This is a genomic window from Sporosarcina sp. D27 (genome assembly GCF_000586555.1).
Lineage (GTDB): Bacteria > Bacillota > Bacilli > Bacillales_A > Planococcaceae > Sporosarcina.
This window is the reverse complement of sequence record NZ_AZUC01000063.1, coordinates 146638-160933: the sequence shown is the minus strand read 5'-3', so window position 1 is coordinate 160933 and position 14296 is coordinate 146638. Positions and strand designations below refer to the sequence as shown.

Here is a 14296-nt window from a genome sequence, read left to right as displayed (position 1 = left end):
GGGAGATATTTATGAAGCTGACAACAGGACAAACATATTGGGATAAAACAGCAAAACCTACTTCGAAGTTCCCGATACTCGAAGAAGATTACAACGCAGAAATTGTGATTATAGGTGGGGGGATGTCTGGAACACTAGCTGCGTATAAGCTAGCTTCCTCAGGCAAACAGGTGACAGTTATAGACCGTTGCGAAGTTGGAAGAGGAAGTAGCTCTGCTAATACGGGACTTCTTCAATACGCAAGTGACACAATGCTTTCTGAATTTGTAGATCGAATCGGTGAAAAAGACGCCGTACTCTTTTACAAAATGTGTCTAGAATCGATGGATGAGTTAACAAAGATTGCTTCAACATTGCCTAAATCTACTGGGTATCGTTTGCGCGACAGTATTTTCTATGCGTCCATGCCTAATGATGTGGATAAATTGAAAAGAGAATACAGCTATTTTAATAAGTATGACTTTCCAGCAGAGTATTTAGATCATCAGAAGTTGGTTGAAGAATATGGAATTGACAAACCAGCAGCATTGCGTACTTGGCATGATGCTGAAGTGAATCCTTACCAATTCATACAAGCGTTGACTGCTGAAAATTTGAAGATGGGTGTTACGTATTTTGAACATACATCAGTCAATCTGGATTCCTTGGTTGAAAATACAGTCATGACTGAATCTGGTGCTAAGATTTCATTCGACTCAATTATTATCGCAACCGGATACAGCAAGCTATACAGCGAGCTGAACGGTAACGCGCAAATTAAACAGACCTTTGCAATTGTGACAAAATCGATAGAAGGGCAACTTTGGAAAGATAACGTTATGGTATGGGAAACGAAAAAGCCATACCTATATTTCCGAACTGCCCCAGGAGGCAGAATAATTGCTGGGGGATTAGACGAAAAATCGGATGACTTGTATGATGATCCAGAATTCATTCAACAAAAAGGTCAGGAAATATTAGACGAGATAAAAGAAATGTTTCCGAACTTAGATGTCGAAATTGACGAGGCATGGAATTCGTTATTTGGTATATCTAAAGATGGATTACCATTCATGGGAGCTGCGCCTCATCAAGACAATGTCTATTACTTGCTTGGATTTGAAGGCAATGGGACATGTTATTCAATGGCAGGTGCTTCAATCATTAAAGATTTACTGGACGGGACTCATAATCCATATGCACACATCGTCAAACCCAGTCGATAAAAAACGTTCGAATCTGTCTCTACATTGACAGGTTCGAACGTTTTTAGTTAGGATTTTAGAAATTCAATCCTGCAAATGTATTACCGCCTTCAATAGTTCCAGTTTCAAAACCTTTATAAAACCAATCCTGACGCTGTTTGGAACTTCCATGCGTAAAGCTTTCGGGGACAACATAACCTTGGGAACGTTTTTGAATTGTATCATCACCAACAGCACTCGCTGCAGTCAGTGCTTCTTGCAAATCACCTTTTTCGAGCAAATTCTTTTGTTTCGCACGACCTGCCCAGACGCCAGCAAAGTAATCAGCTTGCAATTCAAGTCTTACAGAGTATTTGTTGTAGTCTTCTTTACTTAAACGATTTCGTAGTGCATTCATTTTATCACTTGTCCCAAGCTGTTTTTGAACGTGATGTCCGACTTCGTGAGCAATGACGTAAGCCATCGCAAAGTCACCTGGGGCTTGGAAATTTGTTTTAAGTTCATCATAAAAACTTAAATCGATATAGAGTTTTTCGTCACCAGGGCAGTAGAAAGGGCCAACAGCTGAACTTGCAGACCCGCAAACGGATTGGACACTTCCTGTATACATGACGAGTGTTGGGTCTTTGTATGTCATGCCTTCTTCAGCATAAACTTCAGACCAAACATCTTCCGTGTCAGCAAGAACGACTGAGACAAAATCTGCTAGCTCACGTTCTTCAGCAGTTTCTTCATAAGGTTGGGTCTGATCCGTCTCTTCACCAGAGAGAGTTCCGAGCAGTTCAGACGGATCACCACCTAGAAATAGCACAACGAGTGCGATGACAACGGTTCCGATTCCGCCACCAATGATCGCTGTTCCACCTTTACCACGTCGATCTTCTACATTCGTACTTTCTCTTCGTCCTCGCCATTTCATAAGCATAACTCCTTGTTTTCAATAATGTGTGCAGTTGTCTTAAGCGTTCTATACCCAAATATGAAGGTAACGTATCCTGCTAGATGAAAAATCTCGTACCGCCTTCGACTTCTTTCAATTGTTTTTTCTTATTCCATGAATCTAATCGGTGAAGCGGATTTGACGGGATATGAATAGGATAGGGGAGCAAAGATAACAGGTTTGAAAAGACATGGAAAGGATGAATAGAAATGAGTGAGCAACAACGTCAGACAATGAGTGTCACGGGAACTGGAAATGTAACGGGAAAACCTGATTTGGTCACGATTCAGATTGGAATTACAACGCATTCAGAACAATTAGCTGATGCCCAAGCTGAAAACACCAAACGCTCCCAGTCAGTAATTGATCGACTTTCCACATTAGGATTACAGGACAACGATATTCAGACGTCATCTTATACAGTTTCTCCTCAATATGATTACATCGACGGACAGCAACGTTTCCGGAATTACGAGGTCCAGCATCAGCTCCGTGTGACTGTGAAAAATATTTCGACTGTTGGGGAAGTCATTGACGCTGCGGTACAGTCAGGTGCAACTGATGTGTCTTCAATTCAGTTCGGTATCGAAAACTCATCCGACCTTTATGAACAGGCATTAAGTAAAGCAGTTGAAAATGCACAAACACATGCTCAAGCGATTGCACAAGCGGCAGACGTTGTACTTAATCATGTACCTGTGACTATTCAAGAAGGTGTACAAAGTGAAGCTAGACCATTCGCAGTTCAAATGGCAAAAATGAGCGCTGCTCCTCGAATTGAGCCGGGAACATTAGAAATACAAGCGAGTGTCAGTGTAACGTATAGTTTTCGTTAACTAAACAAACATGGAAAATATTGCATACCGTTGAAAGATACAGGGTTATAGAGAAATGTCACATTTTCTTCATTTCATGTCTTTCTGTTTCTGTCCAAAAGATGATATAGTAGTATGAAGGAAATATGTCTTCTAACTTCTTATCATTCTTTAAAGGATGCGACCTTATGCAAAAAACAATGGAGCGAACGCTCGAAAAAGAACAGCATGCGTCTACGCTTGCTAGTGATTTAAAATATTTATTTAAAGGCCCTGTGTTAATTGCAAATATTCTTCCTGTTTTTGCAGGATTCTGGCTTGGTATTTATTTCTATGGTGGTGCCTTTGCGGAATACAGGTCACTTTTCTTTTTAACGATGGCAGGTAGCACGATGCTTATGGCTGGTGCCCTTACGTTAAATAACTGGTACGAAGTTGACCTGGACCGAGTAATGGCGCGTACTCAAAAAAGACCTACTGTAACTGGCAATATTTCTATGGCGACCATCCTTAAAATCGGGATTGGGTTGTCTGTAGTAGGTATAATTCTGTTATATGTTGCTGCACCAAGCGCAGCAATCTACGGGTTTATAGGCTGGTTTACGTATGTCGTCCTCTATACGATGTGGTCAAAGCGGAAGTACACACTCAATACAGTGATCGGTAGTGTATCAGGCGCGGTCACTCCACTTATTGGATGGGCGGCAGTAGGACCGACTTATCACATGGTACCAATTATGTTGGCAATCGTGTTGTTCATATGGCAGATGCCTCACACATTTGCAATTGCCATTAAGAAATTGGATGAATATCGCGCTGCAGGTGTTGCGATGCTCCCGGTGGTTAAAGGAATTCCTATGACCAAGCGTCAGTCAATCGTCTATACCGTTTGTCTATTGCCGCTACCATTTTTCTTGGCGGCATTCGGCACGGGGTTCATCGTGTTAACGACGGCTATGAACATCGGTTTCTTCATTCTTGCACTAGCAGGGTTATTCGTGAAAGATGATTACAAGTGGGCACAATGGATGTTCTTATACTCCGTGAATTACATGACCATTTTCTTCATGTCCATGATCCTGATGACTACTTCAATTCTGTAATTAAACAAAGAAAAGGCAGAGTGCATATGCGCTCTGCCTTTTCTCTGTTTAAAAATGATACAACTTGCTTGTCAAAATTCCATAAAGGAATCTTGTTCCGCACGTTGGATGTCTTCAGCAATCAGTTGTAAATCATCTGCAGTAATCGTTAAGACTTCATACGACTGCTTCTCGGCAAACTTTTCAGCCATCCGCTTCATAAACTTCGGTGAACCATCGTTTTCTTCGTCGTAAACGACAAGCAGGCCGTCTGAATTCCTCAATAAGAACTTATCTCGCTCGATGAATTGCCAGGGTGCTTCATATGGGCGTTTCGTCAAACTCACTTGATAATCCGCTATAAGCTGGAGCTCTTCATAATCTTGCTTTTTCGCATCATTCCAGTTTTTATCCTGCTCTAAAAAAGGTGTTATAAGTGCGAGTTGAAGACTAGGAAAAGTATCTCTCAAATCATCCACGACTTGTCCCGCCCAAGTTTCACACCCAGGCTGACCACTAATAATGACCCATTCCAATCCATTCTCGACAAGTCCTTGAAGCCTGTCTGTCAAAGCTTTTTTTATGATATTAATTCCTGGGTGCTTTGCGTCAAAAATCCCAAGTTCATGGGGTTTATAGCCAGTAACAATTACTCGTTTCATGAAAACTCTTCCTTTCTACTCAACTTCACAATGCATGGCAGCCTTAGCTTCTTGCCAGGGGACCACGTACCCTTTGCCTTTTGCACAAAACACCGATGAAGACGAGTATTCCGGATCAGCCGATTTGTCGTATCCAATCCGATCTATCACTTGTTCTGGATTGTGACATGGGCCATATCCATCCAACGTCAGAATGAGAACTCCTTTGCCTCCTGTGTAAGAAGCAAATTCAGTACTGTAATTCATGAAGGATGCAACAGGGACACGTCCAGTGACAACCGTATAGTGCCCGGAGGTTTCTGGAGCATGAAAAATTCCATGAGCCGTTTGTATGTCCGTCAAAGCTCGTCCAATATGGTCGCTATCGATTTTCATTTTAAATGCATAGTAGGGCTCAAGAAGTAGGTTTTCCGCTTGCTCCAATCCCTGTCGGAGTGCGCGGAACAGAGATTCTCTGAAATCACCGCCAGAGGTATGCTCGTTATGTGAACGCCCTGTTAGTAACGTAACGGAAACATCGGTAAGCGGGGAACCCGTTAAGATCCCATGATGATCGCGTTCAAATAAATGCTTTTCAATGACACGTTGATGACCAGGAGAAAGGGCATCCGTATGGCAACTTGACGTAAAGTGAATGCCTGAACCACGCTCAGCAGGTTCCATTTTAACGTGCACTTCGGCATAATGTTTTAACGGTTCGAAATGGCCGTATCCAGTAACTGTCGAAGCAATCGTTTCCTTATAAAGAATGGTGGGAGTTCCGAAAGTAACATTCATATTGAACCGTTCGTACACAATATGGTGAAGTACTTCAAGCTGGATCACACCCATGACCCGAATTTCGATTTCCTGGCTATGCTCATTCCAAACCGCATGTAGTGTAGGATCTTCAGCATCGAGCATATTGAATACATTCCACACGTCTTTACTGGAATAGGTGGAATCATACTGGACAGCCGCTTTAAGTGCAGGTTTCGAACTGTAAGGATTACGGTCGTCTGCGAGACCAATCGTGTCTCCAGCAGATGCATTCGTCAGACCTGTTACAGCAACTAAATCGCCAACAGTTGCTTCGGGGATTGGGTTGAATTTAGTACCGCTATATATCCTGATTTGTGTAACTTTTTCATCCTGACCACCGACCGTCAATTCATCACGTACATGAAGAGTACCGCTTAAAATTTTTAAAAACGTGATGCGTTGTCCATTCTCATCATGGCGAATTTTATAAACGGATGCAGTAAATGGCCTACTATCGTTATCCGTTTCCGTTCTTTCTATGAGATGTACAAATGAAGCAAAGAAAGATTCAATGCCAATATCCTTCAATGCAGATCCGTGTCCACTTGGAAAAACTTTTCCGTCCTGTACAAGTAGCTTTAGCGTTTCCATCCAAAAATCTTTATCATAACCAGACTCCAAATAGCGATTGAGTAATGTATCATCACGCTCCGCAAGCCACTCTGCCAATTCTTCTGACATGGTTCCATCGGTTCCAATTTGGCTCAAGTCAAAACAATCTACTGACAAGGACTCCTGAAGCTCGCTCATACTAGAAGCCGCATCAGCTGTTTCGCGATCCATTTTGTTAATGAACAAAAATGTTGGAACTTTCGCATCTCGCAGCAATTGCCAGACCCGCTCCGTATGCCCTTGGACACCATCGACAGCACTAACCAATACAATCGCTGCGTCCATCACTTGGACTGCCCTTTCCATTTCGGGGGAGAAGTCGGCATGACCTGGAGTATCGATTAGTGTAAATGAGCTTCCTTCATATTCAATCTCCGCCTGTTCTGCAAACACAGTAATTCCTCGAGCGCGTTCAATCGAATGATTATCTAAAAAAGCATCCTGATGATCCACACGACCACGTTCCCGTATTTGTTTCGTCAAGAAAAGAAGTTGTTCTGAAAATGTCGTTTTCCCCGCGTCCACATGCGCGAGAATTCCTATTGTTTGTTTCATCTATGTACCCGCCATTTCCCAAAGTCGTTGTACTGACAGTATAGCACCAACACGATTTTAGATGAAATACGGGATATTCTTTATGAGAATTGAAGCACAAACCAAAAAACGTGTAACCCCGATATTACGACGTAAAGACCAATCGTTAATTGGAGGAGTCTTTGCACGAATCTAGAACGTGCAACTACCGATTGAAGAGTAAATAGGCTAATAGGAAGGACGAGCTTTACAAAGTAAAACCCAATAACACTACTTTCATATACGTAATCCATCATTGGATTCGCTTCCTCAATCAGCTCAAAGCGTAATCCGAAATCGGTTGCTAAAGCGTCAACTAGAGACAAGCCTAATAATAACCAGAGCAATCGAGTCGTGACAACTGAAACAGAGCTTTTCAGCATAATAACTCTCCATTCTGACATACATAGTTATCAGCATGCATATCAGAAAGGGCATCTATTCAAGTGGTAGAAATTCTATCCTTCAAAAAGCCTTCGCATGGAAGGTATAGCAGCACAGTTTATGTTGTTGTTTAAAATTGGTTTTTTGAGCATTTATAACGGAAATTGATTATTTTGAAAAAAGAGCAATATTAGAAGTGGAAATTTGATACAATTTAATGGATATGACGAAATACTAATTTCAGCAAATAGGGCAAAATTGACAAAGAGAATTGATCAACTGGGGGAAAATCGAATAGCTATTATTGATACTGCTTTGGACTCAGGCATGCGCGGAGAAGTGATTGTACTTGAATTTAATGAAACTGAGAAGACTTTTGACTTAATTGGAAGATACAATTATGTTGATTTTTTCAATAATCCGCAAAAATATAATCAGTGAAAATAGTTTTACGCCATCATCTGCGGTGATTCTGAAAAATGGACCTGTGGCTTTTGAGTATAAGGGAAAAATAGTTTTCGAAACAATGATGGGGAGGAAAATATGGGCATTTTAAATGGGAAAATAGCAATTGTTACTGGTGCAAGTCGTTCCCGAGGTATTGGCTCTGCAATTTGTTTAATGCTTGCAGAAGCAGGTGCAGATATCTTTTTTACCCATTGGAGCGATTATGACAAAAATGAAGGCATTGGGGCAGAAGAAGATTATCCTTATGCTTTAAGTAACAAGATAAAAAGTTTTGGAGTACGGTGCCATCATATGGAGGCTGATTTGTCAGAACCAGAAGCACCAACAAAGATTTTAAATTGTACTGAAAAGACTCTTGGTACGGCAAGTGTGTTAATAAACAATGCCACCTATCAAAAATCAGTTAACTTCCGTTCCATGAACTCAGAAGTTCTTGATAGACATTATCAGATAAACAACAGTGGAACAATTTTACTAAGCACGGAATTTGCTAAAAGGTTTGAGATGGCTTTTTCTGGTAAAAGTGGTGGAAGAATCATTAATTTTGTCTCAAAAGGGCCAGATCCCAATAATCTAGCCTATATTGCTTCGAAAGGTATGCTAATCGCAATAACGGAACCACTATCAGTAGGACTTGCTCCCATTGGAATTACCGTCAATTCAATTGACCCGGGGCCAACAGATTCAGGCTGGATGGATAAAGAAATAAAAGATTCATTATCACAATTTTTCCCTACAGGGCGTGTTGGAAAACCGGAGGATGCCGCAAGATTAATAAAATTTTTAGCTAGTGATGAGTCCGAGTGGATTACAGGTCAAGTCATCAAATCTGAAGGTGGGTATGCAGGTAGATAATTTAAATACGGCAAACGGGGCTATTAAGGAACTTGAACTAAGATTTGAATAATTTATTTTAAATTGTAACTATGATTGGTGGTGATCAAGTGGAGTTGATATTTATTCGTCATGGCCAAGGTGAACACACGTTAAACTTACCAAGTAGCTTGCACATAAAGAATCCCTCATTAACAGTAAAGGGAATAAATCAAGCGAAGTTGTTATGGAAAAAGTTCTTTTTAAAGAATGAGGATATTATATTTATTAGCCCTATTAGAAGAACCTTAGAAACTGCGCTGATTTGGACTAATAATATTGACTGTCGTAAAGTTGTAAGTCCATTGGTTTCTCCACGAATATTTCCTACTCGTACAAATGGAAAGACATTGCCTTGCGATGAAATTATTGATTTAGAAATAATAAAAAGAGATTATCCAGATCTAGAATTAGATACAAATGTTTCTTCCTATTTATGGGATGAAGGTATTAATACTCTGCCGGATAGTGAATACAATAAGATTGCGCACGAATTTATTGAGAGGTTGAAGTTATTGAATATACATAAAATTTATGTAGTTTCCCACGATGGTACTATCACTGCATATCGTCAATTTATTTCTGGCTGTAGATTGTCAAGAGAAGACTTTCTGGATGAAACAGGATGGTTTGAAATTAAATGTTGACTTATTACTCTGGAGTTGTGAGTTGAATTCTTTTTTGACTTTCAGCAAAGGGTGAGATTGCTTTATAATCTCTTGCGCAAATCTCGCATAAAGTCCATTTTGATTCTATAAGATTGGAAGTTATGGGGGTGGATCAATATGAAGGACAGAGTATTGTCCATGGTAATATTATTTTTTGTTTTAGGAAGTGTAGTAGTAAGCAGCATGACATCTCTAAGTCATACCTTTCAATCAAGTTTTTATATTGTGGCTATGGTTATTTTGATAGTTATTGGAATATTATATCTTTTTGAAAAAGTTAAAAGCATTCTAGAATAAATTATTTGTATTGATGTTTATGGGGTGTAGTTGTTGCAGACAGAGTACGTTTCAATCCAGCAAGATGATTAGAAGTTGAAGAGGAGGAGAGGGAAATTAATTTAGACTCTATTAATAGCACGGTTAACTTAGGAGATATCGTATTTACTCTGGTTTCACTAGGTTTTACAGTGATAATTATAGCTTTGATTGTATTATTGGTTCGTTCTAAAAATAAGAGAAAACAGCAACTCGATAGAATTGAAAAGAAAATAGATAACCTTAATCAGTAAAAAAGGTAGACAATCCAAAGAGCTAATGAGCAACTGTGTCCACTTTTAGTTTATAGGGTGCGGTTGTGTAACAACAGCTGAGCTTCAAACAAGCCATTTTGTGGAATTTGGAGGGGGATTAAATAAGTGGATATCGACCTTTATAAAATTAGAAAAGCAGTTGTTACAGATGCTGTCGGAATAGCTAAAGTACACGTCGACAGTTGGAAAACAACATATGCAAACATAGTGCCAGATGAATATTTAACGAGCCTTTCGTATGAAAGTCGTGAACAGATGTGGACCAATGCCATTCCCCATGGGGGTATTTATATAGCGGAAAACAACGGTGGAGAAATAGTTGGGTTTGCCAAAGGAGGTAAAGAAAGAAGCGGTAACTATAAGGGCTGTGATGGGGAGTTATACGCCATCTATATTTTACAAGATTATCAGGGAAAGGGAATTGGAACAGCACTTGTTAAGCCAATCATCAATGACATTATTGGAGTTGGACTGAACTCAATGCTTGTTCTTGTTTTGGAAAACAATAATTCTCGTAAGTTTTATGAGTCACTAGGGGGAAGAAAAATAGATACTGTTGAAGTAGAGATTGGTGGTAAGAAACTTTCCGAACTTGTATATGGATGGGAAGATCTTAGGACTATATTATAATTTTTTTATATTAACTGATGCGTTAATGGTACACTTCCGTGCAGCGATAGGGTCAGATTATATTGGAAAAGTAGATAAGGGGGAATCACAGTGAGTCTTCTTATAGGTTTTACTATTACAATAATTTTTCTTCTTTCAATAGACACGCAACTTAGAAAAGAGACTCAACAAAATAAAGAAATTAAAGAACTGTTGAAAAGGCTAGTAGAAAAAAGTGAATAATTACACAAAAGGTAGGTAGCGGAATAAGCACTGTGCCTGAAACGGGCCAGCTAGTTGCATAGAATAATCTTATAAAAAAAGAGGTGGGAAGGTATGAGTGCTGTTGATTTTGGAGTAGATATTATAATCTTTATTATTATCATTTACTTAATCTTAAAAGTCGCTGATTTTATAAAACATACGAAAGCTAAATTAAACGAAATGGACAAAAAGATAGATGAGATTAGAAAGTACATAGACGACAAAGAATAGGTATCGTAAATAAACGGAAATCTTCATAAATCGGGGGCATTTCAGTAACACGACTATGTCGCAATAGGGCCATTTAATTGAAAAAGTATATTCAAAATCATATTGAATAATTACTTATGAATAAAAAACGAAGTAAAAAGGAGCATACTATTGGAAATAGAGTTTAATAATTTTTTTAAGGAAGAATTAACTATTAATGAAATTCAAGAAGCCATAGAAAACGAAGAAGTAACCTCCAAAGAGTTGGTTATGTATTATCTTCACAGAATAGCTAGGTATGACCAAGACGGTCCGAAAATAAATTCTATTCTTGAAATAAATCCTGATGCAATATTCATTGCTGAAGCATTAGACCATGAACGAAAGGTGAAGGGCGTTAGAGGTCCGTTACACGGTATACCCGTTGTTCTTAAAGACAGTATTGAAACAAATGATTCAATGCATACAAGTGCAGGAACACTTGCATTAGAAAGTCATATTAGTAGTAATGATGCATTCCTTGTTGAAAAGCTCCGTAACGCGGGTGCAGTAATCTTGGGCAAGGCTAATATGACAGAACTAGCTAATGGGATGTCAAATACAATGTGGGCAGGCTATAGTTCCAGAGGGGGGCAAGTATTAAATCCTTATGGTGATGCTCAACTTTTTGTTGGTGGATCAAGTTCAGGTTCAGCTGTGGCAGTTGCTGCAAATTTCACAGTATTGTCTGTAGGCACTGAAACAGATGCTTCTATTCTAAGTCCTGCGGTTACAAATTCTGTGGTAGGTATTAAACCTACTGTTGGATTGATTAGCCGGACTGGTATAATCCCTTTCACATATTCTCAAGATACGGCAGGACCAATGGCAAGAACGGTTACGGACGCGACTATTTTATTAGGAGCACTAGTTGGTGTTGATAAGATTGACCCTGCTACCCATAAAAGCGAAGGAAGAGTACAACAGGATTATTCAATTTATTTGGATTCTTTGGGTTTGAAGGGTGCTAAAATTGGCGTGTTCAAAAATGCTTCTAAAGGGTTTTATGAATCTCAAGAATATGACGCGGGATTGTTTGAAGATGCCATACAGACCTTATATGAAGAGGGTGCTTTGGTCATCGAAGATATAGACATTCCTTCTTTTCATAGAGAGTGGAAAAGGGTAGTACTTCATTCGGAATTGAAACATAGCCTAGAAAATTATCTTTCCAAACTCCCCTCGCATTTACCTGTACATTCTATAACTGATTTGATTCAGTTTAATAAGCGTAATGCAGATAAGGCATTGAAATACGGACAGAATAAGTTGGAGGAAATTGTGGATTTACCCAATACGTTAAGTAATCCGGACTATTTAGATGCAAAACTAGAGGATTTATATTTTTCCCAAACTGGGATTGATTATATCTTGAAAAAGCATGATCTTGATGCAATTCTTTTCCCTTCGTATATAGGTTCAACAATCTTTGCCAAAGCCGGGTATCCATCGTTAGCCCTACCTGCTGGATACAAAGCAAGTGGAAGACCATTTGGAATAACTTTTGCAGGTGGCGCCTTTAGTGAAGGGATATTAATTCAATTGGCGTATGCTTTTGAACAAGCTAATAAACATCGCAAAAGTCCGAAATTAATATAGATAAAGACAAATATATTTAAGTCTAATGGAGACCTTAATAAATCTAGAATAACATTTGATTCAAATATAAGGTCTGCTAATCCCTTATTATGTAAAAAGGTGCATTTATTGCATAAGGATTGTGCTTTAATCGGGCCAGTTGGATGATTAAGGTGATAGCAAACAAAGCAAGGAGTGGGGAAATGGGGAAAACAATGGTAAGGCATTTATGGAATGCTATTTCAGGGGTATTTGTATTGTTATTGTCGCTGTGGATGAGTGGTCCAGGAATTGCGGAGACTGAAACACCAACTTACAGATGGTACTTTTTGTTGCTATTTGTTTTATGGGTTATAGGCTTTTCATTACAATTTAAGAAGCGTATGAGGATTGTGGGGATTGTTATAACACTTATTCCGGTTATATACTTCCTGTTCCTATTTTTAAGAGTATTGTTTTTGTAATATTCAAACGGTGGCGTCAACCGTACAAGGTTGTTCATGAATAGGGCCACTTAACAGAGTATGCTCCAATGCTGTAAATGCATGGATATTAAAAAGGGGGAATTTAATTGAAACAAGAAAAGGCGAAAGTTCTTGTACTGGGAAGTTTTCATATGTCTGAATATGAAGGTCTGAATTCCGAAAAAAGACAAAGAGAAATAGAGGAATTGGTCTCTAAACTAGAAAAGTTTAAACCAACTAAAATTGCAGTTGAAATGGTACCAGAAGATAGTGAATCGTATAACGATGAATTTAATCAATATAAACTAGGTACATACAAACTAAAAATGAATGAGATATATCAAGTAGCCTTTCGGTTAGGTTTAAAGATGGAACATGAACAGATTTATGCGACTGATTGGATGGGCGATGCAGATATGAGTTTTGGGGAAGTTGAGAGTTGGGCAAAGGAAAATCAACCGAAACTTCTAAATGAAATACATGAGGGACTAGAGGCTCCTGTATTGTTAGAAGACAAAAGTGTAGTCGATTACTACAAAGAATTAAACGCGCCTGCCTTAATTGAGAAGGTGAATAAACTTCATTTGAATATTGCACGGATTGGTGATGTTACTGATTACGTTGGGATGAACTGGTTAAGTTGGTGGTATAAAAGAAACCTCATCATGTTTGCAAATTTAACTAAACTTATTGATTCTGAGGATGAACGTGTTCTCTTTATTGTGGGTGTAGGGCACTCATCTATTGTTACAAAGTTCATTGAGGAAAGTGAACTTTTCGAGGTCGTTGACCCTCTTAGTTATCTGTCTAAAAAACAGAATTCTTAGATAGATCTTCCGGGGACTGGCGATTTTGTTGTAGAAGGATGATAAAGTTATGAGAAGAAAAAACAAAAATGCAAGGTGGGATAATAAATAAATGTTTAAAAATCTAATTTACTTTGATTCACAAAAAGTTGCAGGTTACAGTGCCTTAATATAAGGAGAAAGAAAGGTAAACATTGGAAAGGTGAGGAAAAACACTTCTAAATCTGTCCGTGGGGGTATACCTATTGCATCAGGAAACTATGCTAATGTCGATGAAGTCGAGGGGGGATTGTTGATAACCCAATATTTGATTGTAATGAATTTGAAGAACTCCTTGAAAAAAATAGTAAGGATAACTACTTTGATATGACAGAAGACGAAGAATTTGATATAGAAACTATTCCTAAAACAGCAATTATTCGTTTTGAAGGCAAATTTAATATCCCAGAAAAATTCGATATGATGGATTTAATTAATGATTTTAAACCTATGTTAACTAAACAAATGGATGTACTTCAAACGGGGGCATTTCTTGCATAAGGTTTGTGCTTCAATCGGGCCATTATGTTTAAAATAAATATCGGTTTTGGGTTTTGCGTGGGATTAACAGTTTTGAAGTAATCTACAAATCCTATCAAGAATAGAAATGTATTAAGTAAAAAATACAGAAGTGG

16 protein-coding genes are annotated in these 14296 nt (G+C 38.7%); 12 read left to right on the top strand and 4 right to left on the bottom strand.

What is annotated here, in order from left to right:
• Positions 1-11 precede the first annotated feature (11 nt).
• Positions 12-1205, top strand: coding sequence for an FAD-binding oxidoreductase (locus N693_RS0118160; protein ID WP_025786288.1), 1194 nt, complete (start codon positions 12-14; stop codon positions 1203-1205).
• A gap of 55 nt (positions 1206-1260) precedes the next feature.
• On the opposite strand, the gene N693_RS0118155 is transcribed toward N693_RS0118160, so the two are convergent.
• Complete coding sequence (locus tag N693_RS0118155; protein WP_025786287.1) at positions 1261-2103, bottom strand: neutral zinc metallopeptidase; 843 nt, start codon at positions 2101-2103, stop codon at positions 1261-1263.
• A 230-nt stretch (positions 2104-2333) separates the two neighbouring features.
• Here N693_RS0118155 and N693_RS0118150 point away from each other — a divergent pair, with 230 nt between their 5' ends.
• Positions 2334-2960: an SIMPL domain-containing protein gene (locus N693_RS0118150; RefSeq protein WP_025786286.1), complete on the top strand. Its 627-nt coding sequence runs from the start codon at positions 2334-2336 to the stop codon at positions 2958-2960.
• Positions 2961-3127: 167 nt separating this feature from the next.
• On the top strand, positions 3128-4042 hold the full coding sequence (gene cyoE / locus N693_RS0118145) for a heme o synthase (protein ID WP_025786285.1): 915 nt from the start codon (positions 3128-3130) through the stop codon (positions 4040-4042).
• Positions 4043-4113: 71 nt separating this feature from the next.
• Here cyoE and N693_RS0118140 read toward each other — a convergent pair whose 3' ends face one another.
• The 3 genes from N693_RS0118140 to N693_RS0118130 all read right to left on the bottom strand — a co-directional run bounded on the left by N693_RS0118140 (position 4114) and on the right by N693_RS0118130 (position 7052).
• Positions 4114-4683, bottom strand: a complete 570-nt coding sequence (locus tag N693_RS0118140) for an SLOG family protein (RefSeq protein ID WP_025786284.1) — start codon at positions 4681-4683, stop codon at positions 4114-4116.
• A gap of 15 nt (positions 4684-4698) precedes the next feature.
• Positions 4699-6651, bottom strand: coding sequence for a translation factor GTPase family protein (locus tag N693_RS0118135; RefSeq protein ID WP_025786283.1), 1953 nt, complete (start codon positions 6649-6651; stop codon positions 4699-4701).
• 80 nt (positions 6652-6731) lie between these two features.
• The gene (locus tag N693_RS0118130) at positions 6732-7052 is read right to left on the bottom strand and encodes a DUF5658 family protein (protein WP_025786282.1); all 321 of its coding nucleotides are present in this window, start codon (positions 7050-7052) and stop codon (positions 6732-6734) included.
• A gap of 205 nt (positions 7053-7257) precedes the next feature.
• On the opposite strand from N693_RS0118130, the gene N693_RS0118125 reads away from it, so the two are divergent.
• From N693_RS0118125 to N693_RS20335, 9 genes are all read left to right on the top strand, one after another.
• Positions 7258-7494, top strand: a complete 237-nt coding sequence (locus tag N693_RS0118125; RefSeq protein ID WP_025786281.1) for a hypothetical protein — start codon at positions 7258-7260, stop codon at positions 7492-7494.
• A 102-nt stretch (positions 7495-7596) separates the two neighbouring features.
• On the top strand, positions 7597-8376 hold the full coding sequence (locus N693_RS0118120) for an SDR family oxidoreductase (protein ID WP_025786280.1): 780 nt from the start codon (positions 7597-7599) through the stop codon (positions 8374-8376).
• An 89-nt stretch (positions 8377-8465) separates the two neighbouring features.
• Positions 8466-9041 carry a histidine phosphatase family protein gene (locus N693_RS0118115; protein WP_025786279.1) on the top strand — a complete coding sequence of 192 codons (576 nt, stop codon included), beginning with the start codon at positions 8466-8468 and terminating at the stop codon, positions 9039-9041.
• 716 nt (positions 9042-9757) lie between these two features.
• Entirely contained in the window at positions 9758-10282 is a 525-nt protein-coding gene (locus N693_RS0118105; RefSeq protein WP_025786277.1) for a GNAT family N-acetyltransferase, read from the top strand.
• Positions 10283-10597: 315 nt separating this feature from the next.
• Positions 10598-10756 carry a hypothetical protein gene (locus tag N693_RS20340; protein WP_156028965.1) on the top strand — a complete coding sequence of 53 codons (159 nt, stop codon included), beginning with the start codon at positions 10598-10600 and terminating at the stop codon, positions 10754-10756.
• Positions 10757-10906: 150 nt separating this feature from the next.
• Positions 10907-12373 carry an amidase family protein gene (locus N693_RS0118090; RefSeq protein ID WP_025786276.1) on the top strand — a complete coding sequence of 489 codons (1467 nt, stop codon included), beginning with the start codon at positions 10907-10909 and terminating at the stop codon, positions 12371-12373.
• Between the two features lie 182 nt (positions 12374-12555).
• Positions 12556-12816 (top strand): hypothetical protein, encoded by a 261-nt coding sequence (locus N693_RS0118085; protein WP_025786275.1) that lies wholly within the window; start codon positions 12556-12558, stop codon positions 12814-12816.
• Positions 12817-12923: 107 nt separating this feature from the next.
• Positions 12924-13643 (top strand): DUF5694 domain-containing protein, encoded by a 720-nt coding sequence (locus tag N693_RS0118080; protein ID WP_025786274.1) that lies wholly within the window; start codon positions 12924-12926, stop codon positions 13641-13643.
• A gap of 345 nt (positions 13644-13988) precedes the next feature.
• A complete protein-coding gene (locus N693_RS20335; protein WP_156028964.1) occupies positions 13989-14162 on the top strand; it encodes a hypothetical protein in 174 nt (57 codons plus the stop codon).
• Positions 14163-14296: the final 134 nt, after the last annotated feature.

Bases quoted from the DNA above. Each gene is read 5' to 3' on its own strand.
- N693_RS0118160 (WP_025786288.1), top strand. From the start codon at position 12: ATGAAGCTGACAACAGGACAAACATATTGGGATAAAACAGCAAAACCT.
- N693_RS0118155 (WP_025786287.1), bottom strand. From the start codon at position 2,103: ATGAAATGGCGAGGACGAAGAGAAAGTACGAATGTAGAAGATCGACGT.
- N693_RS0118150 (WP_025786286.1), top strand. From the start codon at position 2,334: ATGAGTGAGCAACAACGTCAGACAATGAGTGTCACGGGAACTGGAAAT.
- cyoE (WP_025786285.1), top strand. From the start codon at position 3,128: ATGCAAAAAACAATGGAGCGAACGCTCGAAAAAGAACAGCATGCGTCT.
- N693_RS0118140 (WP_025786284.1), bottom strand. From the start codon at position 4,683: ATGAAACGAGTAATTGTTACTGGCTATAAACCCCATGAACTTGGGATT.
- N693_RS0118135 (WP_025786283.1), bottom strand. From the start codon at position 6,651: ATGAAACAAACAATAGGAATTCTCGCGCATGTGGACGCGGGGAAAACG.
- N693_RS0118130 (WP_025786282.1), bottom strand. From the start codon at position 7,052: ATGCTGAAAAGCTCTGTTTCAGTTGTCACGACTCGATTGCTCTGGTTA.
- N693_RS0118120 (WP_025786280.1), top strand. From the start codon at position 7,597: ATGGGCATTTTAAATGGGAAAATAGCAATTGTTACTGGTGCAAGTCGT.
- N693_RS20340 (WP_156028965.1), top strand. From the start codon at position 10,598: ATGAGTGCTGTTGATTTTGGAGTAGATATTATAATCTTTATTATTATC.
- N693_RS0118085 (WP_025786275.1), top strand. From the start codon at position 12,556: ATGGGGAAAACAATGGTAAGGCATTTATGGAATGCTATTTCAGGGGTA.
- N693_RS20335 (WP_156028964.1), top strand. From the start codon at position 13,989: ATGACAGAAGACGAAGAATTTGATATAGAAACTATTCCTAAAACAGCA.